The organism is Tersicoccus phoenicis (genome assembly GCF_001968835.1).
GTDB classification, from domain to species: domain Bacteria; phylum Actinomycetota; class Actinomycetes; order Actinomycetales; family Micrococcaceae; genus Tersicoccus; species Tersicoccus phoenicis.
In genome coordinates this window covers 1-21,786 of sequence record NZ_MRDE01000007.1, presented here as the reverse complement: position 1 = coordinate 21,786, position 21,786 = coordinate 1, and the positions used below count along the sequence as shown (strand labels likewise).

Genomic DNA, 21,786 nt, shown 5'->3' with positions numbered 1-21,786 from the left:
CCCCGGCCCGGCGGGAAACGCCGCAGCTGGCACTCGGCCGACGCCGCGGTGAGAGAATGGCACGGTGATGGAATCCCAGCAGCAGCCCGACCCGTCCCTGTCCGCCGACGCTCCCACCGCCGAGACCTCGAGCGCCGCCCAACCCCTCCAGGACCGGGTGAACAACCGCTCGCAGCGGCCCGAGTCGAAAGCGTTCAAGGAGTTCATGGCGGGCCAGTGGGCGCCCGCCGACACCGCCACGCCCGAGCGGGACGCCGTCGCCCCGTTCGCCGCCGAGCGTCGCCGGCGGATCTCCGCCGCGTTCCCCGGCGAGCGGCTCGTGCTGCCGGCCGGGCCGCTGAAGGTCCGCTCCAACGACACCGACTACCGGTTCCGCCCGCACTCGGCGTTCGCGCACCTGACCGGACTGGGCGTCGACCACGAGGCCGAGGCCGTCCTGGTGCTGGAGCCGGTCGAGTCGGGTACCGGTGACGACGGCGGCGGCCACGAGGCCACCCTGTACTTCCGCCCCCTGGCGGGCCGCGACTCGGAGGACTTCTACGCCAGCGCCCGGTACGGCGAGTTCTGGATCGGCCCTCGCCCCACCCTGGCCGAGCTCAAGGCCCGGCTGGGACTGCGCACCGCGGACCTGTCCGAGCTGGAGGTCGCGGTCACCAAGGATGTCGGCGTCACCGCGATCGGCGGCACCGGGGTGCGCCTGGTCCGGGAGGTCGACCTGGACGTCGACGCGCTGGTGGACACCGCGCGGATCAACACCGGCGTCGACCTGCCCGAGGCGGACGCGCTCGACGGCGCGCTCACCGAAGCCCTCTCGGAACTCCGCCTGATCAAGGACGAGCACGAGGTGGAACGGCTGCGCGACGCCGTCGGCGCCACCGTCCACGGCTTCGAGGACGTCGTCGCCGCCCTACCCCGCGCCGTCGCCCACCGCCGCGGCGAGCGCGTCGTCGAGGGCGCCTTCTTCGCCCGGGCCCGCCAGGACGGCAACGACCTGGGTTACGAGACGATCGCCGCCGGGGGGCCGAACGCGACCATCCTGCACTGGATCCGCAACAACGGAACCGTGCGCGACGGCGAGCTGCTGCTGCTCGATGCCGGTGTCGAGGACGAGTCCCTGTATACCGCCGACGTCACCCGCACCCTACCGGCCAACGGCCGCTACTCGCCGGTGCAGCGTCGCGTGTATGAGGCGGTGCTCGCCGCCGCGGACGCCGCGTTCCAGGCCGCCCGGCCGGGCAACCGGTTCCGGGATGTGCACGCCGCCGCCATGACGGTGCTGGCGCAGAAGCTGGACGAGTGGGGTCTGCTGCCGGTGAGCGTCGAGGAGGCGCTCAGCCCCGAGGGCCAGCACCACCGCCGCTGGATGCCGCACGGCACCAGCCACCACCTGGGCCTGGACGTGCACGACTGCGCGCAGGCGAAGCGGGAGCTCTACCTCGACGGCGTGATCACCGAGGGCATGGTGTTCACCATCGAACCGGGCCTCTACTTCAAGGCCGAGGATCTGGCCGTGCCCGAGGAGTACCGCGGCATCGGCGTCCGGATCGAGGACGACGTGCTGATCACCGCCGACGGCAACGAGAACCTCTCCGCCGCCCTGCCCCGCACCGCGGACGACGTCGAGGCGTGGATGGCGGGCATTCTCGGCTCGGCCTGAGGGGCACTGGTGTGAGCCGGTTCCGGTGTGTGACGAGCCGCGACGAACGCCGCCGGATCGCTGCGGCAGAGGCGCTCGTCATCAAGGACGATCCGGTCGACCTGGCCGAAGTTCGGGCGATCCAGGAAGACATCGCCGCGCTGCATGAGGGGTGAGGTTCACCGGCTCCCCGCACCACGATCAGTGGTCGCGCTGTTGCCCGTCGGGGCTCTGCACGGCGCCGTCCGCGCTGTCGTCGGCGGAAGACGTTCCCGCCGGCCGGGACTCGTCGTCCCCGCCACGATCGTCCGCGGCGGCCGTGCGCCCGACCGCCGAGGAACCGGCCGCCGAGGCTCCGGAGCGCTGCTGCGCCTCATCGACCCGGACCCCGAACTGTGGCCGTCCGTCCGGCAGATCGGGGAACTGACCGCGCGGGGTCGACCGGTCGGCTCCAGCGTCGCCGGCACGCGGATCGCGGTTGTCCGGTCGCTGACCGTCGAACGGCTCGTCGCCGCGGCCACCCTGACCGCCACGCTGGGGCTGGTACGCCGGACCGGTGTAGGGGCCCGGCTCACCGCCGGGGCGACCACCCTGTGGCTGCCCGGGGACCGGTTGCCCGGAAACTCCCGGCCGCGGCGGCGGGGCCCAGGGGTCCGAGGGCCGGCCCTGCTGCGGGGAACCCACGGGCGGCTGCCCCGGTTGGGGCGGCGCCCCCCAGGGGCCCGGCTGACCGGGGTTCCCCGCGGGAGGCTGGCCGTACGGACCCGGCTGCGGCGGCCCGTACTGGGGCCCGGCCGGCGGCCGGCCCTGCGGACCGCCCTGGGGGCCGCCGTACTGTGGGCCCTGCGGGCCTTGCATACCCGGCGTCGTGGCGGTACGGGGATCTCCCGGAACCTGGCGCACCTGCAGGTTCTGCAGTTCGTTGCGGGCCTGGCCGGACACCTCCCGATCGACGACGACGTCGAACGAGGAGGCGATCACCTGGCTGGTCGAGGAGAAGTCGCGCTTGCCGCGCTGCATGGCGTAGCTGACGACGCCGATGATCATCCAGAACACCGCGCCGATCAGCACCGAGGGGATCAACGCCGCGAGCCCCCCGCCGCTGCCGCCGAACAGCGAGAACAGCAGGCCGATGAACAGACCGAACATGGCGCCGCTCGCGGCACCGGAGAGGGCCACCCGCGGGTAGCTGAGCTTGCCGGTGACCACCTCGACGCTCTTCAGGTCGTTGCCGACGATGCTCACGTGTTGCACCGGGAAGTCGTGATCGGCCAGGTAGTCGACGGCTTTCTGGGCGTCCAGGTAGGAACCGTACCGGCCGACGGTCTCGCCGTCGGGCAGGCTCCGGCCCCGGAGGGACGCATTTGCTCCACTGAACATGTTGGACATGGGGCCATTCTCTCCCGATCCCCTGACCGATTGCCATGAGCGTCCTCGGAGCGGCCCGCAGGCCGCGTCACAACCGGGGCGGCCCGACGGCCGGTCACCGCCGATACGGCCCGCTCCCGTACCCTGAAACGGTGACGAATTCTCCCTCCCTGGTCTTTGTCGCGCGGTTGCTCGGCATGGACGTGTTCGAGCCGCTCGGCGAGCGCCTCGGCCGCCTGCGCGACGTCGTCGTCGTGCACCGCAGCGCGACCCGCCCGCCGCAGGTGGTGGGCATCATCGTCGAGGTGCTGGCGAAGAAACGCGTGTTCGTCGCCATGACCCGGGTGACGTCGATCGACAACGGTCAGATCCTGATCACCGGCCTGGTCAACTTCCGTCGCTTCCAGCAGCGCGGTGCCGAGATCCGCATCGCCGCGGAGCTGTTCGACCGCAAGGTCACCCTCACCGACGGCAGCGGTATCGCGACCATCGAGGACATCAGCATCGAACGTCAACGCAACGGTGACTGGTACTGCTCGCAGATGTTCGTCCGCCGCGGGCACAGCACGTCCCGGCTGCGGTCGCTGCGGCGCGGGGCGGCGCTGACCATCGACTGGTCGGACGCGTACTTCGAGGACCAGGCCGAGCCGCAGGGTGCGGTGCAGTTCCTCGCGGCGCACGAGGACCTGAAGGACGCCGACCTGGCGGACATGATGCACGAGATGAACGACAAGCGGATGCTCGAGATCGCCGCGGAGCTGCAGGACGACCGTCTCGCCGACGTCCTCCAGGAGCTGCCCGACGACGACCAGGTGCAGATCCTCTCCGCCCTGGAGACGGACCGCGCCGCCAACGTGCTCAACGAGATGGAGCCCGACGACGCCGCGGACCTGCTCTCCGATCTGCCCGAGGAGCAGAAGGAGGAGCTGCTGCAGCTGATGGAGCCCGACGACGCCGAGGACGTGCGCCGCCTGCTGGAGTACGAGGAGGGCACGGCGGGGTCACTGATGACCCCGATCCCGGTCATCCTGCCGCCCGAGGCCACCGTCGCCGAGGCCCTCGCCCACGTCCGACGGGAGGACATCTCCCCCGCGCTGGCGTCCGCCGTCTTCGTCGCCCGGCCACCCCTGGAGACCCCGACCGGCCGTTTCCTCGGCGTCGTGCACATCCAACAGCTGCTGCGGTTCCCACCGCCGGAGGCGCTGGGCAACCTGGTCGACAGGAACCTCGAACCGGTCACCGACCACACGTCCATCGTGGACGTGTCCCGGACGCTGGCCAGCTACAACCTGAATTCCCTGCCCGTGGTGAACGACGACGGGCGGCTGGTCGGCGCCGTCACCGTCGACGACGTGCTCGACGCGCTGCTGCCGCAGGACTGGCGCAGCCACGACGACACCCCGGCCGCCTCGCGGAACCCGGGTACACCGACCGGAACGCCGCTGGTTCGCGGGGCCGGCAAGGCAGGATCGACGCGGATCGGAGGCCGCAGTGGCTGAGAACTACCGGCTCAAAGGCTCGGGCCTCGACACGCCGCAGGAGGCCCGCGCCCGGCTGCTGCCCCGGTTCACCCCGAACCCGGACGCCTTCGGCACCTGGACGGAGAACTTCGCGCGTTTCATGGGCACCCCGCAATTCCTGCTGTACATGACGGTGTTCGTCATGGTGTGGCTGGGCTGGAACACGTTCGCCCCCGAGCCGCTCCAGTTCGACCCGCGGAGCCTGAACTACACGCTGCTGACCCTGATCCTGTCCCTGCAGGCCTCCTACGCCGCCCCGCTGCTGCTGCTCGCGCAGAACCGGCAGGACGACCGGGACCGGGTGGCCCTGGAACAGGACCGTCAGCAGGCCGCCCGGAACCTGTCGGACACCGAGTACCTGAACCGGGAGCTCGCCTCCGTGCGGATCGCGCTGCGCGAGGTCGCCACCCGCGACTTCATCCGCTCGGAGCTGCGTTCCCTGCTCGAGGACCTGCAGGCGGAGGACGACGACGGCAGCGACCAGCGGCGATCCCGGGAGAAGGCGGCGGGACGCAGATGACCGGGGCCACGTGACCGGGGAGCCCGGCGGCACGCCGGCGTCCCGGCAGGCCATCCTGCAGGACGCGATGGCCGCCCTCGGACGGGTGCAGGACCCCGAGCTGCGGCGGCCCATCACCGACCTGGGCATGGTCGAGGATGTCGACCTGCGGCGGGGAAGGCTGACCGTCCGGGTGCTGTTGACCATCGCCGGCTGCCCGCTGCGCTCGACCATCGAGTCCGACGTGCGGGACGCCGTCGCCGGGCTGCCCGGCGTGGAGGCCGTCGACGTCGTGACCGGCGTGATGACACCCGAGCAGCGGCAGCGACTCAAGGACGACCTACGGTCTGGGGGCCGGGCGAACCCGTTCGACGCGGCCGCCCTGACCACGGTCTACGCGGTGGCCAGTGGCAAGGGCGGGGTCGGCAAGTCCTCGGTCACGGTCAACCTGGCGGCGGCACTGGCCGCGGACGGGCTGCGGGTGGGGATCATCGACGCCGACGTGCACGGCTTCTCGGTGCCGTCCCTGATGGGTGTGCTCAGCTCGCCCACCCGGGTCGACGAGCTGATCCTGCCGCCGGTCGCGCACTCGACGAAGCTGATCTCCATCGGCATGTTCGTCGAGGGCAATCAGGCGGTCGCGTGGCGCGGGCCGATGCTGCACCGCGCGCTGGAACAGTTCCTCACCGACGTGTACTTCGGAGATCTGGACGTGCTCCTGCTCGACCTGCCGCCCGGCACCGGGGACATGGCGATCTCCGTGGCCCAGCTGCTGCCCACCGCCCAGTTGCTGCTGGTGACGACACCGCAGTCCGCGGCCGCCGACGTGGCCGAGCGGGCCGGCATGCTCGCCGGCCGGACGGGACAGTCGGTGGCCGGGGTGATCGAGAACATGGGCCCGATGACGCTGCCGGACGGCACCGTCCTGGACGTCTTCGGCGCCGGCGGGGGTGCCGCCCTCGCGGACCGGCTGAGCGCGACGCTCGGGACGGAGGTGCCGTTGCTCGGCACCGTCCCCCTGGACCCCGCGCTGCGCCGGTCCGGGGACGCGGGCACGCCCGTGGTGCTGGCGGACCCGGGGTCTGCGTCCGCGACGGCGCTGCGGGGGATCGCCGACGGTCTGCGCGGCCGTGGCCGGGCCCTGCCGGGACGTCCGCTGCCGTTCTCACTGCGCTGACGCGCCGTTCGTTGCCGCCTACTCAGGTGGCGTCGATGTCCCACGGCGCCCGCTGGCCGGGAGCCAGTCCGGGCTGCTCGGCGGCCGTCGGCACGGGCCACTGCACCGCTGAGGCACGGGCCACGGGCGATGCGACCGATCCGGCCGCCGCCGGCCCGTCGTCGAACAGGGCCTCCCGGACGATCCGCCGCGGGTCGTACTGGCGGGGATCGAGCTTGCGCCAGTCGACGTCGTCGAAGTCGTCGCCGAGCTCCTCCTTGAGCTGCTGCCGCGCGCCGGTGGCGACCCGTTTGATCTCCCGGGTCAGGCGCGCCAACTGCGCGGCGTACTCGGGGATCCGCTCGGGGCCGAGCAGGAGGATGGCCAGGATGGCGAGGACGATGAACTCGGAGCCATTGATACCCAGCACGGCTCACACCCTATCGGCACCGCGCCGGTCCACGCGTCCCGGCACCGTCACGGCTGTCCCAGCAGGCGGTTCAGCCCGCGGGTCACCCGGGCCACCACACCGCCGTCGGCAGGGGCCGACCGATCGACCTGCGCCCTGTCGGCGGCCGCGATCACGGACGCGACCTTGACGGCATCGTCCGCGGAGGTGTCCGACCGCAACGAGTACACCGAGTCGGCAACCCGGAAGACGACGGTCGACGCCGTCCCCGAACTGGAACGCGCTACCCAGATGTCCATCCCGTCGCGGGTGGTCCGACTGTAGGCTTCGGCCGTGACCGGCCGACCGGTCACGCCGTCGACCGGGGCCGCTCCCCTGCCCTGCGGGCCGGGGTGCTGCTCGACCAGGGTGACGGCGTGGGCGGTGCTGCGCAACTCCGCGACGACGGCGGGTTCACCGCCCCGCTCGGTGAGCTGGGTGGACTCGAGCCAGTAACCCGCCGTGCTCAGGTCGGGGCAGGTCCATCCGTCACGGCGCAGAGACTCGACGTCGCCACTGCTGAGCGTGCGCGTACCTCCGTTGGCGAGGATGACGTCCAGACCGGGACGAGGAGCGCTTGCCGACGCACCGGTGGGACGCTGACCGCCCAGATACCACGCCGCACCGACCAGCACCATGCCGGCCAGCACCCCGAGCACGACCAGCGAACGCAGGAACTTCATCATGCCGGGCCGACCCGCGGTATCCGGGACAGAGCGATCACCGGCAGGACGCCGGTTCGGTCGCCGGGGACCGGCTGTCCCCGCTGCCGGGACGGGTCGCGGTGCGCGAGCGCGTCCCGCAGCTTCGCCCTCCCCCGGTGGATCCGCGACCGCACGGTCCCCAGCTTGAGTCCGAGCGCGTCGGCAACCTCGTCGTACGAGTAGCCCTCCAGGTCGCTGAGGACGACCGCGGCGCGGAACGCCGGGGTGAGCTGGTTCAACGCGGCCAGCACGTCCGCGTCCAGGTGGCCGAACTCGAAGGTGCGTTCCGGTCCCGGGTCCGTCGAGGCGAGCCGGTCCGCGCCGTCCTCACCCAAAGACTCCATCCGCAGTCGCGAGCGGCGCCGGGCGGAGTCGAGGAACAGATTGGTGGTGATGCGGTGCATCCAGCCGGCCAGCGACCCGGGCTGGAACGTGTCGAGGGAACGGAAGACCCGGATGAACGTCTCCTGCACGAGGTCCTCCGCGTCCTGCCGGTTACCGGCCAGCCGGTACGCCAGCCGGTACACCCGTGGGCCGTGCTCACGGACCAGGTCGTCCCACGAGGGCGCCACCCAGGTCGCGTCCTCGCGCGCGGTGCGTATGGAGGTCGTCATGTCCACTCCCCCTCGTTCCGGCTGTATTCGCCCTCCATGGTGGTCGATCAGACTGGATGTTCACTGAGCGGGGCCCCGATGTTCGCGCCCGCCGCGGTCGCGGTGGCCCGCGCAATTGGCTTCACCGTCGGGCCGGGGCCGATGCCCTAGGCTGAAGCGGACCCGCCCGTCCGGCGCGGGTGGACAACGGGACGGTCAGAGAGTGAGCGCATGAGTGCGGAGAAGTCGGCCAGCTGGTCCTATGCGGAGCAGTTGCCCACCGAGGACGAGGTGCTGCTGCGGGCCCGGGAGCGGTCCCACGAGCTCGGTGTACCGGCGGTCTCGACCGGTGTGGCCGCGACGCTGACCGTCCTCGCCGCCGCGTCGAAGGCCCAGACCGTGGTGGAGGTCGGCACCGGTGCCGGCGTCTCCGGCGTCGCCCTGCTCGCGGGCCTGCCCGGCACCGCGGTGCTGACCACGATCGACGTCGACGTCGACCACCTCAAGGCCGCGCGCGAGTCCTTCGCCGACGCCGGCGTCGCGACCAACCGCACCCGGACCATCTCCGGCCGCGCCTCGCAGGTGCTGCCCCGGCTCACCGACGGCGCCTACGACCTCGTGTTCATCGACGCCGACAAGCCGTCCACGCCCACCTACGTCGAGCAGGCCACCCGGCTGCTCAAGCCGGCGGGCCTGCTGATCGTGAACAACGCGCTCAACCACGACAAGGTCGCCAATCCGGCCGCCCGGGACGAGGTGACCACGGTGATGCGCCGCGTCGAGCGGACGCTGCGGGAGGACGAACGGTTGCACACGGCCCTGCTGTCCACCGGCGACGGGTTGCTGCTGGCCGTGCGCCGCTGACGTTCACGTCGTCGCGCGGCACCGGGACGCGAAGGACGCCCGGCGGGGGCCGCCGGGCGTCCTTCGACAACGATCAGATGGTCAGCTGACCTGCTCGGTGACGCCGACCAGGCACTCCTTCAGCGTCGAAGCCTCCTCGGCGTTCAGCTCCACCACGAGCCGGCCGCCGCCTTCCAGCGGAACCCGCATGATCAAACTGCGGCCTTCCTTGGTAACCTCCATCGGACCGTCACCGGTTCTCGGTTTCATGGCCGCCATGCGGGTACTGTCCTCTCCCTCTCGATGAGCCGGTCCAGGCGCCGGCGTGCGGTCAACGTCCCGCCGCGTGATGCGCGGACCCGGGGTTGACCGGCTCCATTATTCCAGTATCGCCGCCGTGGTCCGAATCACGTTGCCGACGTCGGCCCATCGGCGAGCGCGGAACCGGCACGAACCGGGAACGGGTCACGGCGGATAGTCCCCGCCACCGGGCAGCTCGCTGAAGCGCCACAGCCAGGCCACCCACACGATCTGCAGCGCGAAGAACGCGACGCCCAGGGTGATCCGGTAGGCCCGAGACCGGGAGACGAACACGGCCGCGAGCGCCAGCGGGAACAGCGGCAGCAGCAGCCGGAAGGTGCTGGTCTGCGGTTGCAGGACGGCCGCGAGGTACAGGGCGTAGCACAGGCACCAGCCCTGCAGGTCGGTGCCCAGCCGCCGCACCGGCCGGCTGAGCAGGGCCGCCGCGACGACGACGCCGACGGTCACCACCGTGACCGGGCCGAAGACGGGACCGAACAACCAGCGGCCCGTGTCGAACCACGGCGCGAACAGGACGAGCCCGCCGCCCCGCCAGGCCGTCTCCGTGTCCGTGTAGGCGCGGACCTCCCCTGTCACCAGCCAGGCGATCACCGGCCACGCCCAGCCGCCGGCCGTCGCGACCGCCAGCAGCACGAGACCGCGAACCCGCTCGGCCCACGGGAAGTCCCCGGAGCGCCACCGCAGCAGCAGGTGCACGGCCACCAGCAGGGCGAACGGCAGACCGGCGGGCCGGGTCAGGCACATGGCCACGACGACGGGGGCGGCGGCCAGGTACCGGTGCCGGGCCAGCAGGTACAGCCCGGCCGCGAGCAGCAGCAGGTGCAGCGACTCCGCGTAGGGGATCTGCAACACGGCTGACACCGGGAACAGGCAGATCAGTGCGACGGCGGCCAGGCTGTCTCCCGGTCCGGCCACGAGCCGGAACAGGCGGTGGATCACCAGGACGGCGCCCAGTCCCGCGACCACCGCGACCGTCGACGCCAGCGTCGTCCACCCCAGCCCGGTCACGGCGGCAAGACCCCGGACCAGGAACGGGAACACCGCGTAGAACGCCCACGGGTTGGCCTGGGCGCTGCCGTCCGGGTTGCGCGGAATGGCCGACGGGTACCCCTGATCGAAGATCCGCTGGTACCAGGCGCTGTCCCAGAAGTTGATGAACGGCCCGTAGCCCGGCTGCGCGGGCCCCCAGGGGTTGGCGCCCTGCTGCCGGGCGACCGCGAGGAACACGCCGGCCGTCACCAAGCGGGAGAGCGCATACACCAGGCCCACCTGCAGCCACCAGGGCCAGCGGCCGACGACGGCTCTCGCCCGGCCGGTCAGGACCGCGAGCCTCCGCCCGCGCCGTACCGGCGCCTCCCCCGGCGGTGGTGACTGCCCCGGTGCCGGGGGAGCGGGGGGCGCGTCGGCGGTCGCCGTCGCCCGGTCGGCCGCCGGGTCCGCCATCGGCACCGGCGGCCAGCCGCTGCGGGGAGTCAGCGGCCGGGTCGCCGGGTCGGTCACCGGGTCGGGGCGGTCGGGTCGGGGAGTGCTCACGCCTGGCTGCGGTCCGGTCCGTCGGCCGCCAGCCGGCCTTCGAGCTCGTTGATCCGCTGGTCTCGGGCCACGAGGGCGTCGCGGAGCACGTCGAGCACCTCGTCGACCTGCTCCATCCGATAGCCGCGCAGGCCGAGCGCGAACCGGACGCCGTCGACCTGTTCGGCCAGTCGCTCACCGGGGACCGACGGATCCAGCAGTACGGGCGGTGCGGTGGCCACCGGCGTGGCGAGCACCTCCGCCTCCGGCCGGTCCAGGCCCAGCAGGGCAGCGCCGCGGCGCACCGCTGCACCGGGCACCCGCCCGACCGCCACGAGCGCGACCGCGCCGAGCACCAGCAGGGCCAGGACGACGAGCAGCAGACTCACGCTGACCATGGTGCCAGACGGGGCTGGGAGCCGCCGCGACGTCAGGAGTCGGCGGCCCGGTCGGGCGCCCGGTCGTCCGGTCGGTCGTCACGGTCGGGTTCGCGGAGGAGCACGAAGGACCGTAACGGGGCGGGACGCACGTCGTGCACCTCGGTGAAGCCGCGGCTCTCGTAGAATGCGCGCTGGCGATCCTCGTCGTCCGTGGTGAGCACGATCTGACGGATGTGCTCACTCCGGGCGAGCACCGCATCGAGCAGGGCACCGCCGACACCCGCGCGCTGGTGGTCCGGGGCTACCAGCAGGTCCTGGACGTAGACGACGGTGTGGCCGTCGGCGACGGTGCGGACCAGCCCGATCAGCTGGTCCGTGCCGGTCTCCCGCGCCGTGAGCACGCAGGCCGACCCGGCGACGGCGGCTTCAAGCCGGTCGAGGTTCTGGGTATACGCGGTCCAGCCGACGGCCGCGTAGAGCCGGGCGAGCTCGTGCCGTCCGGGTCGCTCCTCGGCCACGGTGACGCTCACGGTCGTGCGATCGTCGGTCATCGGCTCCATGCCGGACATGATGCCAGCCAGCGGCACACCCGACGTCAGACGTCGACCGAGCCGGCTCCGGAGTAGGGGTCCGTGTCGCGCAGCACAGCCGCGACGGCGTCGTCGGGGTCGTCCACGAGGCTGACCAGGTCCAGGTCCTCCGCCGCGATCATGCCCTCGGCGAGCAGAGTGGTGCGCGCCCAGTCCCACAACGGTGCCCAGAAGGCGGTGCCGACCAGCACGACCGGGAAGCGGGTCACCTTGCGGGTCTGGACGAGGGTGAGGGCCTCGAACAGTTCGTCCAGGGTGCCGAACCCGCCGGGCAGCACCACGAAACCGCGGGCGTACTTGACGAACATCGTCTTCCGGGCGAAGAAGTACCGGAAGTTCACACCCAGGTCCACCCAGGCGTTCAGGCCCTGCTCGAAGGGCAGCTCGATGCCCAGGCCCACCGACCGGCCCCCGGCCTCGCAGGCGCCCTTGTTGGCGGCCTCCATGGTGCCCGGGCCGCCGCCGGTGATGACGGCGAATCCGTTCCGGGCCAGCCGGGAGGCGATCTGCTCGGCGAGTTCGTACTCCCGGCTGCCCGGGTCCACGCGCGCCGAGCCGAACATGCTGACCGCGGGGCCTAGGCCCGCGAGCGCCCCGAACCCCTCGACGAACTCCCCCTGGATCCGCAGCACCCGCCACGGGTCCTGGTGGGTGAAGTCCTCGCCGTCCGCGTTCTGCAGCAGGTGCTCGTCCGCGGTGCCGTGCGGCTCCGGGTCCGTCCGCAGCTCCAGCGGCCCCCGGCGGTGCGGCCGCGGCCGGGACCGGTCGTCGTCGTCCGCGGCGGAGGTGTCGACATCAGCGCTCATCCGTTCAGGCTAGTCACCTCGGGCCGCGATCGACGCACCCCACCCGGCACCGTGGCCAGCCTGCGACGATGCCGTGACGACGCCGCGACGACGCCGTGACGACGCCGTGATCCCGGGCGTGCGGCGCGGGTCACACCGGATCCGTTACATTACTTCCATGGCAACGCACCCCGGGCCCGACACGTCCGACCCGGTCGCGAGCGGCTCGACGCCGCTCGTTTCCATTTCCGGCGTCGACAAGTACTACGGCGACTTCGCGGCGCTCAAGCAGATCGACCTGCACATCCCCGCCGGTCAGGTCGTCATCCTGATCGGACCTTCCGGGTCCGGGAAGTCGACCCTGTGCCGCACCATCAATCGGCTCGAGACGATCCAGTCCGGGCAGATCAGCATCGACGGCAAACCCCTGCCGGCCGAGGGCAAGGGCCTCGCGGCCCTGCGCGCCGACGTCGGGATGGTCTTCCAGTCGTTCAACCTGTTCGCCCACAAGACCATCCTGGAGAACGTGACCCTGGGCCCGATCAAGGTCAAGGGCGTCAAGAAGGCCGAGGCCGAGGCGGAGGCCCGGCGTCTGCTGGACCGGGTCGGGGTCGGCGCGCAGGCCGACAAGCTCCCCGCCCAGCTCTCCGGCGGCCAGCAGCAACGCGTCGCGATCGCCCGGGCTCTGGCGATGAAGCCCAAGGTCATGCTGTTCGACGAGCCGACGTCGGCCCTGGACCCCGAGATGGTCAAGGAAGTGCTCGACGTCATGGTCGAACTCGCCAAGGGCGGCATGACGATGATCGTGGTCACCCACGAGATGGGCTTCGCCCGTACCGCCGGGGACCGGGTTGTGTTCATGTCCGACGGCGAGATCGTGGAGGACACCGACCCGGAGAGCTTCTTCACCAACCCGCGGAGCGCGCGCGCCCAGGACTTCCTGTCCAAGATCCTGTCCCACTGAGTTCCCGTCCCACTGACGTCCCTCATCACCGTTCACCATCCCGGGCCCGGAGGGCGGCCCGGGCGGCGGACCGCAAGGCCGCCACGAGGAAAGGAAAACCATGCGAATCAAGGCAACGCTGCTGGCCACCATGGCCGCGTCGGCACTGGCGCTGAGCGCCTGCGGTGGTGGCGGGTCCGGTCCCGGCGCCTCGGGGGGTGCCGGCGGAGGGTCCGCGTCCCCGGCGGTCTCCTTCCCCGTCGCGTCCAACGTCGACCTGACCGGCAGCCCGACCTACGACAAGATGAAGTCCGCCGGCAAGGTGGTGATCGGCGTCAAGGAGGACCAGCCCGGTCTCGGGTACAAGGACGCCCTCACCGGCGACCGCACCGGCTTCGACGTCGAGATCGCCCGCTGGACGGCCGCATCGCTCGGCTTCTCGCCGGACCAGATCGAGTTCAAGGCCATCCCGTCGGCCCAGCGCGAGAGCGCGATCAGCAACGGTGACGTGAACCTGTACGTCGGCACCTACTCCATCACGGACAAGCGCAAGCAGCAGGTGGACTTCGCGGGCCCGTACCTCACCACGGGTCAGGGTCTGCTGGTGAAGAAGGACAACACCAGCATCACCGGTCCGGACAGCCTGGCCGGCAAGACCGTCTGCTCGGCGACCGGGTCCACGCCGATCCAGAACATCAGGGAGAACTACCCGAAGGCCAAGACCACCGAGTTCGACACGTACTCGCAGTGCGTCGACGCGCTCAAGAACGGGCAGGCCGACGCGGTGACCACCGACGAGGCCATCCTCATCGGCTACGCGGCCCAGGACCCGGAGAACCTCAAGACCGTGGGCAAGCCGTTCTCCACCGAGAAGTACGGCGTCGGGCTGCCCAAGGGCGACAAGGCGCTGCGGACGTTCATCAACCAGATGTTCACCAACGGCAAGGACACCTGGACGAAGATCTACGACGCCACGCTCGGCAAGTCGGGGATCAAGGTCGACCAGCCCGCCGTCGAGAACTACTGAGCGACGCCGGCCGACACTCCGGCGGACACCGCCGGAACCGAGCCGGCGCGGGGGCGCGACCCCGCGCCGGCTCGGCACCGGTGATGACGCCGACCCGGTCCACTCACCGGTCGCTGAAAGGTCGACTCCCTCGTGAACATCCTGCTGGACAACCTCGACCTGTTCGTCGACGGCTTCCGCACCACGCTCGTCCTCTTCATCTTCTCCGCCGTCTTCGCACTGCTGCTGGGACTGGTGGTGGCCGCGTGCCGCGTTTCACCGGTCACCCCGCTGCGCGCGCTCGGCACCATCTACGTCAACACGGTGCGCAACACCCCGTTGACGCTGATCCTGTTCTTCTTCGCCTTCGGGTACCCGCGCCTGGACCTGCCCGGCGCGGGCAGCTACGTCGTCCTGGCCATCATCGGCCTGTCCCTCTACACCGCGACCTACATGGCCGAGGCGATCCGCTCCGGCATCAACACGGTGCCCGTGGGGCAGGCGGAAGCCGCCCGCGCCATCGGCATGCCGTTCAGCATGACCATGATCCAGGTGATCATGCCGCAGGCGCTGCGGGCCGTCGTACCGCCGATGATGAACGTCTTCATCGCGCTGCTGAAGAACACCACCGTGGCCGCGGGCTTCTCCGTCGCGGAGGCCGGCGCCATCCGGGCGAACCTGTCCGAACGGGGTGAACCGGCGATGGGTTCGATGCTGTGGGTGATCGCCGGTTTCGTCATGCTGGTGCTCATCCTCTCCGGCGTGCAGCGCTGGTTCGAGAAGAAGTGGAGCCTGACCCGATGACCTCCGTCCTCTACGACGTGCCCGGGCCGCGCGCCCGCCGGCGCAACGTCGTCCTCGGCGTCGTCGGCCTGCTGGTCGCGCTCGCCGTCATCGGATTCGTCGTCTACCGGTTCGCCGTCACCGGTCAGTTCTCGGCCCGACTGTGGAGCACGTTCGCCTACCCGCAGGTACAACAGGCCTTCCTGGACGCGGCGATGAACACGCTGCGGGCCTTCGCCCTCGCGTCGGTGCTCAGCGTCGTCGTGGGTCTCGTGCTCGCCGTCGGCCGATTGTCCGACCGTCGCTGGATCAACCGACCGGTCGGCTGGATCACCGAGCTGTTCCGGGCGATCCCGGTGCTGCTGCTGATGGGCGTCGTCTACTACGGTCTGCCCAGCATCGGCGTGGACGGGATCACCCCGTACATCGCGGTCGTCGCGGGTCTGACCTCGTACAACGGCTCCGTGCTGGCGGAGGTCTTCCGCGCCGGGATGCAGGCCATCCCCCGTGGTCAGGTCGAGGCCGGGTACGCGATCGGCCTGCGCAAGAGCCAGGTCACCGCGCTGATCCTGCTGCCTCAGGCGGTCCGGTTGATGCTGCCGGTGATCATCTCCCAGCTCGTCGTGGTGATGAAGGACACCGCCCTGGGGTTCATCGTCACCTACAACGAGATCCTGTACTACGCCAAGTACCTGGGCGGCCAGGCCCAGCTCGGCTTCCCGATCATCCCGAGCGCCATCGTCGCCGCCGTGCTCTACATCGGCATGTGCTTGATCCTCTCGGGCATCGCCAAGCTCCTCGAACTGCGGCTGGGCGGCGCGCGCCGGTCGTCGGGCCGCCGTGCGATCATCCGTGCGGCCGTCGACGACGGCGCGGCCGTCTGAGGTAGGCACCCCGGTCCCGATGACTGACGCCGGGTGACGGTCCTCGCACTCTGGCCCAAACAGTGACCCCCTTGTCCGGGCCAGAGCGCCAGAGCCCGAACATTGCCCCTCGTGTTCGGGCTGGCGTGCGAGCGGGAGTGCAGACCTGAACCGACCAGGAGTCGCGTGGGATGACGGCCGGGCCGCTCAGGTCCGGGTCCGGCTCACTCCGGTGATGGTGATCGCCAGAGCGGCCTCGACCCGGGTCACCGCCTCGGCCAGTTCGCCGGCACGCGGACGTCGCGTGCCGGCGAACCACGACACCTCCAGCGTCCGGCGCGGCCCGCTGCCGGCCAAGCGCCACCAACCGGTGATCCGGCCGTCCACCAGCAGGGGCGGGCGCACCTGGCCGTTGGCGGCGCTCCACAGCAGGGCGTGGTGATCGGCGGCGACGAACCGGTCCCGGAACCGGGGCGCGTACCCGCAGAACAGCGCGTCGAACTCGGGGAGCAGGACCGCTCCCGGCAACTGCCGCGGCGCCGGGGCGTCGCGGACGTCGAGATACCGCCGTCCCTCGGGACCCGGGCGGACGGTGAGGTCGGTCCGCTCCCCCAGGCGTCCGACGGCGTCGTCCACCACCCCGAGCCCGAGACCGGACCACCACGCGAGGTCCTCGCGGGTGGCTGGCCCGTGGGCGCGCAGATGCAGCAGCACCGCCTCGACGAGCGCCTCCCGCATCGGCGGCAGGGGGCGGCCGGTGAGCGCCGCGGCGGCCCGGTATCCGGGCACACCCTGCCGGTCCCAGCCACCCCGCAGCGGGCGCCGGACGAGACCACCGTGCCCGAACGAGAGGTAGCGGCCGGCCTGGTTCGCGATTCGGCCCGCGTCCGCACCATGGCGGCCCAGCCAACCGGCGAGGTGGTCGTGCAACTCGTCCGGGGTGCGCCACGCATCGGCGGCGAAGGCCTCGGTCGCCGCCCACAGGTCCTCCAGCGCACCGTCGGCCAGCCGGGTGCCGTCCTCCCGCAGCAGGGTCCGCTCCCAGAGCCGGCGCTGCCCCACCCGGGTCACCGCGTCGAGGATCCGGTGCTGAGCCGCGGTCGACGTGTGGACGGTGCCGCGCACCGTGCTGCCGCGCACAACGTCGCCGGCCTCGTAGGCGGCGGTCAGCGACGCGTGCGTGACGATCGGCGACCGGGCCGCCAGGCCCAGGAACGCCGACCGCGCGGTCTGGGTCTGCACGGGACCGACCCGGTCGAGCAGGTGCTCAGCGGGAAGCGGTTCGGTGGGGAACTGCCGGGCGAGGCTCAGCGCGGCCAGCTCGGTCAGATCCAGCGGGTCCTCCATCGTGTTCCCCCTCCGACGACCCGGCACACGCGAACCGGCAGGGTCCGCGCTGCAAGAATTCACCGTCAGCCTAGGAGAATGGCCGTCATGACGCCCGCTTCTCCGCCCCCGGTCCCCGCCGGTCTGCAGGAGCGGCGCCGTCTCGGCCCGCTCTGGGGATCATGGCTGGACCGGCTGCCGCGCCTGGCCGCTGACCTGCTGGGCGAATGGGCACTGACCGTCGACGGCGACCCGCTGCACGGCTGGTGTTCCCTGGTCCTACCGGTGCGCACGGCTGAGGGTCGGGACGCCGTCCTGAAGCTGAGCTTCGACGGGGACGACGAATCCCTGCACGAGGGGCAGGCGCTGACGTTGTGGAACAGGGCGGTGAACGGTGACGGCGACGGCGCCGTGCGGCTTCTCCGGGCCGACCCGCGGCGCCGTTGCCTCCTGCTTGAACGCCTCCACCTTCGGGACCTCACCTCCGTGCCGGTGGAGAAGGCCGGGGACGTGATCGCCGCGCTCTACCGGCGCCTGCACCGACCGGCCGGTCCGCCCTTCCCGGCCCTGACCGAGGTGGCCGGCCGGTGGCTGGACGAATTCGACGCACTCGGGCCGGACATCCCGCTGCCCCGAGGTCTGCGGTCGCAGGCGCTCGCACTGGGACGGGACCTGCTCGTCGACCCCCCGGGCCGGCCCGTCCTGCTGCACGGCGACCTGCACTGGGAGAACGTGCTCGCAATCGACGACGACGCGGACGGGTCGACCCCGGACCGTTGGCGGGCCATCGACCCGAAACCCGTGGTCGGCGATCCGCACCTCGAACCGGCGCCCTTGATCTGGAACCGCTGGCGGGAACTGCAGCGGCACCGCCGCGGCCCGCGTGCCGCCATCCGCGAGCGGCTCGAGCTGGTCACCGACGCCATCGGTCTGGACCGCGACCGGGTACGGGACTGGTTTCTGGTCCGTGTGATGCTGACCGCGAGCTGGACCGTCACCGACGCCCGACAGGCGTCCCGGGCGCTCACCGAGTCCGAACAGCGGGCCATCACCTGGTGCGTGACGATGGCCAAGGCCGTCCAGGACTGACGCCCCGACCCTCACCGGCACCCGCGCCAGCTCGTGCAGATGTGTCCCATCCGGGCCGCACGGAGCCTGCGATCCAGCACATCTCCGCGAGCCGGCGGGAAGGGATGAGCTGGTGGGGAGACCGTCTCAGCGCTCGGTCAGCCAGCGGAGCAGGACGGCGTGGCAGGTGCGGATCGCCTCCGGGTCCACGTGCTCGTCGTCGGTGTGCGCGAGCAGGGCGTCCCCGGGCCCGAAGTTGACCGCCGGGACACCCAGGGCGCTCAACCGCGCCACGTCCGTCCACCCGTACTTCGGCAGCGGTTCCGCCCCGACCATGGCGACGAAACCGGCGGCGGCCGGATGGTCCAGTCCGGGCCGGGCGCCGGCCGCGCCGTCGGTGCGCACGACGTCGAACCCGTCCAGCAGGTCCCGCACGACGGCGTCGGCGGCGTCGACCGTCTTGTCCGGCGCAAACCTGTAGTTGACCTCGATCACCGTCTCGTCCGGGATGACGTTGCCGGCCCGACCGCCGGCGATCCGGACCGCGTTCAGGCTCTCCCGGAAGGCCAGGCCGTCGACGGTGACGGTGGCCGGGGCATGATCACGCAGCCGGACCAGCACCTCGGCCGCGTCGTGGATCGCGTTGTGCCCCATCCACGCGCGGGCCGAGTGGGCGGCGGTGCCGTGCAGGCGCACCTCGAACCGGGCGGTGCCGTTGCAGCCGCCCTCGACGGTGCCGTTGGTCGGCTCGAGCAGGATCCCGAAGTCGGCGTCGAACCAGTCCCGGTGGTGCTCGACCAGCCGGCCGAGCCCGCTGAAGGCCGCCTCGACCTCCTCGTGGTCGTAGAACACCCAGGTGACGTCGCGAACCGGGGCGGTGACCGCGGCGGCCAGGGCCAGTTGGACGGCTACCCCGCCCTTCATGTCGGTGGCCCCGCGCCCGTGCAGCATCCCGTCGCGCCGGGTGGACGGGACGGTGCCGGTCGCCCCCGCGGTCGCCGGCAGTGGCACCGTGTCGAGGTGCCCGGCGAGGATCACCCGCTCGGCGGCCCCGGTGCTGGTGCGGGCCATCAGGGCGTCCCCGTCGCGGACCACCTCCAGGTGGGCGAGCGGTCGCAGCGCGGCCTCGACCGCGTCGGCCAGTCGCGTCTCGTCGCCGGAGACGCTCTCGATGTCGATCAGGCGGGCGGTCAGCTCGGCGACGTCGATGCCGGGGTCGATGCCGGGGTCGAGGTCGAGGCGGGTGCCGGGGTCCGTGTCGGTGACGGGGCGCGGCGCGGAAGTGCTCATCGGCCCATTCAACCGCACCCGCCGTCATGCCCCGTCCGGGCGGGTTCCCGGTCGATACACTGGAGCCCATGACCTCCCCGACCTCCGTTCCTGCGTCCGCCGTGCCCGGCGAATCCGTCGACAGCGCCGTCACCGAGCGGCACGCCCACGGGGACGGCCTGGCCACGGTCACCGACGACGGCGTCGTGCTCGACGTCTGGTACCCGGCGCCCGCCCTCGGGGAACGCACCGACCAGGAGCCGAGGGCGGAGACCGCGAGCCTGGCCGCCCTCGCCACGGACGGGACGGATCCGGACCGCGGCACCAGCCGCGTCGTCGTGCACACCGATGTCGACCTGACCGCGCCCCCGGCCGACACCGCCGACGCGTACCTGCGGTTGCACCTGCTCTCCCACCGGCTGGTCGCCCCGAACCAGCCCAACCTCGACGGCATCTTCGGCAAGCTGCCCAACGTGGTGTGGACCAACCACGGGCCGTGCAGCGTGACCGGCTTCGAGCTCACCCGTGCCCGATTGCTGCGTCGGGGACCGGTGACCGTACACGGCGTCGACAAGTTCCCCCGGATGGTGGACTACGTCCTGCCGCACGGGGTACGGATCGCCGACGCGGACCGGGTCCGGCTCGGTGCATATCTGGCCGACGGCACCACGGTGATGCACGAGGGCTTCGTCAACTACAACGCCGGCACGCTCGGCCACGCGATGGTGGAGGGCCGGATCTCCGCGGGCGTCGTCGTGGGCCACGACTCCGACGTCGGCGGGGGCGCCTCGATCATGGGCACCCTGTCCGGCGGCGGGAAGGAGCGGGTGCGGATCGGCGACCGGGTGCTGCTCGGCGCCAACTCCGGAGTCGGCATCAGCATCGGTGACGACTGCGTGGTGGAGGCCGGCCTGTACCTCACCGCAGGCACGCTCGTCCGGCTCGCCGCCGACGACGACGGCCGGGTCGTCAAGGCGGTGGACCTCTCCGGTGTGCCCGGGCTGCTCTTCCGCCGTCATTCGGCGACCGGCGAGGTGCAGGCGCTGCCGCGCAACGGCGGTACTGTCGTCGCCCTGAACGCCGACCTGCACGCCAACTGAGAGGGTCATGGCCTCCCGCACCGCGCACGGCGCCACCGCCCGCGGGCGGCGCAGACCGCGCCGCGCCGCGTGGTGGGGTGGTGTCCTCCTGCTTGTCGCCGTCGTCGCCGTCGTCTCCGCGGTCGTCACGCTGACCGGCGCCCTCTCCCGCAACACCGCCCTGATCACGGAGGAGTGCACGGTGGTCAACGGCTCCGTCACGTACCGGCTCCAACCGGACCAGGCCGCCAACGCCGCGCTCATCTCCGGGATCACCGTGCGTCGCAACCTGCTGCCGCGAGCGGCGTCCATCGCCGTCGCCACGGCGCTGCAGGAGTCGAAGCTGCGCAACATCACGTACGGGGACCGGGACTCGATCGGCCTGTTCCAGCAGAGGCCGTCCCAGGGCTGGGGCACCGCCGAGCAGATCATGGACCCCGGGTACGCGACCAATGCGTTCTACAACCATCTCGCGGCGATCCCCGGCTACGAGCGGTTGCCGATCACCGAGGCCGCGCAGCGCGTGCAGCTCTCCGCCTACCCGGACGCGTACGCCCGGCACGAGCCCGTGGCCCGAAGCTTCGCCAGCGCGCTGACCGGTCAGTCGCCGGCCGCCCTGGCCTGCACGCTGCGCCCGCCCAGCACCAACGCCTCCCCCGCCGGGGTGGTCGGGGCGGCCGTGGCGGTCTTCGGTCCGCGGAACGTCTCCGCGGAGGGGCCGACGGCGGTGATCACCGCCTCCGGCACCGACGGCTGGGCGGTGGCGCAGTGGGCGGTGGCCACCGCGGCCCGTCTGCAGGTGACCGCCGTGGAGTTCGACGGGAAGCGGTGGGAACGCGGCCGGGGCTCGTGGGCGCCCGCGACCAACGTCGCGAATGACCGGGTGCGGATCACCGTCGCCCAGTCCTGACCTTCCCGGGCCCGGCGTCGTGTTCCTCAGCCGTGTGGGCAGCTTCGGTTTGTGTCGTCGTTTTCGCTGTGGTCCGTGTCGGGTCAGGTGGTGCCGATGACGAGGGTGCTGCGGGCGGCTTCGACGACGTCGTTGGTGATGACGTCGAGCTCGTTGATCTTCAGAACGCGTTGGATCTGTGGGA

At 71.8% G+C, this 21,786-nt stretch carries 24 protein-coding genes and 1 pseudogene; 13 read left to right on the top strand and 12 right to left on the bottom strand.

The window, feature by feature from the left end; genetic code table 11:
* Window positions 1–67: 67 nt before the first annotated feature.
* Window positions 68–1,657, top strand: a complete 1,590-nt coding sequence (locus BKD30_RS01385) for an aminopeptidase P family protein (protein WP_076700969.1) — start codon at window positions 68–70, stop codon at window positions 1,655–1,657.
* A gap of 11 nt (window positions 1,658–1,668) precedes the next feature.
* Entirely contained in the window at window positions 1,669–1,812 is a 144-nt protein-coding gene (locus BKD30_RS16420) for a hypothetical protein (protein WP_218189232.1), read from the top strand.
* A 25-nt stretch (window positions 1,813–1,837) separates the two neighbouring features.
* On the opposite strand, the gene BKD30_RS01380 is transcribed toward BKD30_RS16420, so the two are convergent.
* Window positions 1,838–3,025 carry a general stress protein gene (locus BKD30_RS01380; protein ID WP_076700966.1) on the bottom strand — a complete coding sequence of 396 codons (1,188 nt, stop codon included), beginning with the start codon at window positions 3,023–3,025 and terminating at the stop codon, window positions 1,838–1,840.
* Window positions 3,026–3,156: 131 nt separating this feature from the next.
* On the opposite strand from BKD30_RS01380, the gene BKD30_RS01375 reads away from it, so the two are divergent.
* From BKD30_RS01375 to BKD30_RS01365, 3 genes are all read left to right on the top strand, one after another.
* Window positions 3,157–4,503, top strand: coding sequence for a magnesium transporter MgtE N-terminal domain-containing protein (locus BKD30_RS01375; RefSeq protein WP_083955903.1), 1,347 nt, complete (start codon window positions 3,157–3,159; stop codon window positions 4,501–4,503).
* Complete coding sequence (locus tag BKD30_RS01370; protein ID WP_076700964.1) at window positions 4,496–5,044, top strand: DUF1003 domain-containing protein; 549 nt, start codon at window positions 4,496–4,498, stop codon at window positions 5,042–5,044. Before BKD30_RS01375 ends, BKD30_RS01370 begins: the two co-directional genes overlap by 8 nt.
* 67 nt (window positions 5,045–5,111) lie before the next feature.
* Window positions 5,112–6,200 (top strand): P-loop NTPase, encoded by a 1,089-nt coding sequence (locus BKD30_RS01365; RefSeq protein WP_076701040.1) that lies wholly within the window; start codon window positions 5,112–5,114, stop codon window positions 6,198–6,200.
* Between the two features lie 22 nt (window positions 6,201–6,222).
* Here BKD30_RS01365 and BKD30_RS01360 read toward each other — a convergent pair whose 3' ends face one another.
* Genes BKD30_RS01360 through sigE form a run of 3 tightly spaced genes read right to left on the bottom strand, consistent with a single transcriptional unit; the run spans window position 6,223 to window position 7,945 of the window.
* Window positions 6,223–6,609, bottom strand: coding sequence for a Sec-independent protein translocase family protein (locus tag BKD30_RS01360; protein ID WP_076700961.1), 387 nt, complete (start codon window positions 6,607–6,609; stop codon window positions 6,223–6,225).
* 47 nt (window positions 6,610–6,656) lie between these two features.
* On the bottom strand, window positions 6,657–7,313 hold the full coding sequence (locus BKD30_RS01355) for a hypothetical protein (protein ID WP_143588004.1): 657 nt from the start codon (window positions 7,311–7,313) through the stop codon (window positions 6,657–6,659).
* Window positions 7,310–7,945, bottom strand: a complete 636-nt coding sequence (gene sigE / locus BKD30_RS01350; RefSeq protein WP_076701037.1) for an RNA polymerase sigma factor SigE — start codon at window positions 7,943–7,945, stop codon at window positions 7,310–7,312. Before sigE ends, BKD30_RS01355 begins: the two co-directional genes overlap by 4 nt.
* A gap of 210 nt (window positions 7,946–8,155) precedes the next feature.
* Between sigE and BKD30_RS01345 the strand changes: the two genes are divergently transcribed.
* Window positions 8,156–8,788 (top strand): O-methyltransferase, encoded by a 633-nt coding sequence (locus BKD30_RS01345; protein WP_076700956.1) that lies wholly within the window; start codon window positions 8,156–8,158, stop codon window positions 8,786–8,788.
* An 81-nt stretch (window positions 8,789–8,869) separates the two neighbouring features.
* Here BKD30_RS01345 and BKD30_RS01340 read toward each other — a convergent pair whose 3' ends face one another.
* From BKD30_RS01340 to BKD30_RS01320, 5 genes are all read right to left on the bottom strand, one after another.
* Window positions 8,870–9,046 carry a DUF3117 domain-containing protein gene (locus BKD30_RS01340; RefSeq protein WP_076700954.1) on the bottom strand — a complete coding sequence of 59 codons (177 nt, stop codon included), beginning with the start codon at window positions 9,044–9,046 and terminating at the stop codon, window positions 8,870–8,872.
* A gap of 186 nt (window positions 9,047–9,232) precedes the next feature.
* On the bottom strand, window positions 9,233–10,621 hold the full coding sequence (locus tag BKD30_RS01335) for a hypothetical protein (protein WP_235861252.1): 1,389 nt from the start codon (window positions 10,619–10,621) through the stop codon (window positions 9,233–9,235).
* Window positions 10,618–10,998: a DivIVA domain-containing protein gene (locus tag BKD30_RS01330; RefSeq protein ID WP_083955902.1), complete on the bottom strand. Its 381-nt coding sequence runs from the start codon at window positions 10,996–10,998 to the stop codon at window positions 10,618–10,620. Before BKD30_RS01330 ends, BKD30_RS01335 begins: the two co-directional genes overlap by 4 nt.
* A gap of 32 nt (window positions 10,999–11,030) precedes the next feature.
* A complete protein-coding gene (locus BKD30_RS01325) occupies window positions 11,031–11,531 on the bottom strand; it encodes a GNAT family N-acetyltransferase (protein WP_083955908.1) in 501 nt (166 codons plus the stop codon).
* 44 nt (window positions 11,532–11,575) lie between these two features.
* On the bottom strand, window positions 11,576–12,376 hold the full coding sequence (locus BKD30_RS01320; RefSeq protein WP_076700951.1) for an LOG family protein: 801 nt from the start codon (window positions 12,374–12,376) through the stop codon (window positions 11,576–11,578).
* 157 nt (window positions 12,377–12,533) lie between these two features.
* Between BKD30_RS01320 and BKD30_RS01315 the strand changes: the two genes are divergently transcribed.
* The 4 genes from BKD30_RS01315 (at window position 12,534) to BKD30_RS01300 (ending at window position 15,971) form a co-directional block, all read left to right on the top strand.
* A complete protein-coding gene (locus tag BKD30_RS01315) occupies window positions 12,534–13,319 on the top strand; it encodes an amino acid ABC transporter ATP-binding protein (protein ID WP_076700949.1) in 786 nt (261 codons plus the stop codon).
* Window positions 13,320–13,419: 100 nt separating this feature from the next.
* On the top strand, window positions 13,420–14,325 hold the full coding sequence (locus BKD30_RS01310; protein WP_076700946.1) for a glutamate ABC transporter substrate-binding protein: 906 nt from the start codon (window positions 13,420–13,422) through the stop codon (window positions 14,323–14,325).
* A 132-nt stretch (window positions 14,326–14,457) separates the two neighbouring features.
* Window positions 14,458–15,108, top strand: coding sequence for an amino acid ABC transporter permease (locus BKD30_RS01305; protein WP_076700944.1), 651 nt, complete (start codon window positions 14,458–14,460; stop codon window positions 15,106–15,108).
* Window positions 15,105–15,971 carry an amino acid ABC transporter permease gene (locus BKD30_RS01300; protein WP_076700941.1) on the top strand — a complete coding sequence of 289 codons (867 nt, stop codon included), beginning with the start codon at window positions 15,105–15,107 and terminating at the stop codon, window positions 15,969–15,971. The genes BKD30_RS01305 and BKD30_RS01300 overlap by 4 nt, the downstream gene beginning before the upstream one ends.
* A 186-nt stretch (window positions 15,972–16,157) precedes the next feature.
* Here the strand turns inward: BKD30_RS01300 and BKD30_RS01295 are convergent, their stop codons facing one another.
* Complete coding sequence (locus BKD30_RS01295; RefSeq protein ID WP_076700939.1) at window positions 16,158–17,297, bottom strand: winged helix DNA-binding domain-containing protein; 1,140 nt, start codon at window positions 17,295–17,297, stop codon at window positions 16,158–16,160.
* A gap of 87 nt (window positions 17,298–17,384) precedes the next feature.
* Here BKD30_RS01295 and BKD30_RS01290 point away from each other — a divergent pair, with 87 nt between their 5' ends.
* A complete protein-coding gene (locus tag BKD30_RS01290; RefSeq protein WP_076701025.1) occupies window positions 17,385–18,365 on the top strand; it encodes an aminoglycoside phosphotransferase family protein in 981 nt (326 codons plus the stop codon).
* A 126-nt stretch (window positions 18,366–18,491) separates the two neighbouring features.
* Here BKD30_RS01290 and dapE read toward each other — a convergent pair whose 3' ends face one another.
* Window positions 18,492–19,634: a succinyl-diaminopimelate desuccinylase gene (dapE, locus tag BKD30_RS01285; protein ID WP_076700936.1), complete on the bottom strand. Its 1,143-nt coding sequence runs from the start codon at window positions 19,632–19,634 to the stop codon at window positions 18,492–18,494.
* Window positions 19,635–19,702: 68 nt separating this feature from the next.
* Here dapE and dapD point away from each other — a divergent pair, with 68 nt between their 5' ends.
* Window positions 19,703–20,713 carry a 2,3,4,5-tetrahydropyridine-2,6-dicarboxylate N-succinyltransferase gene (gene dapD, locus BKD30_RS01280; protein WP_076700934.1) on the top strand — a complete coding sequence of 337 codons (1,011 nt, stop codon included), beginning with the start codon at window positions 19,703–19,705 and terminating at the stop codon, window positions 20,711–20,713.
* Between the two features lie 7 nt (window positions 20,714–20,720).
* Complete coding sequence (locus tag BKD30_RS01275; RefSeq protein WP_076700931.1) at window positions 20,721–21,602, top strand: hypothetical protein; 882 nt, start codon at window positions 20,721–20,723, stop codon at window positions 21,600–21,602.
* An 83-nt stretch (window positions 21,603–21,685) separates the two neighbouring features.
* On the opposite strand, the pseudogene BKD30_RS16580 reads toward BKD30_RS01275, so the two are convergent.
* Window positions 21,686–21,786 (bottom strand): annotated as a pseudogene (locus BKD30_RS16580) (AAA family ATPase); the annotation flags it as partial.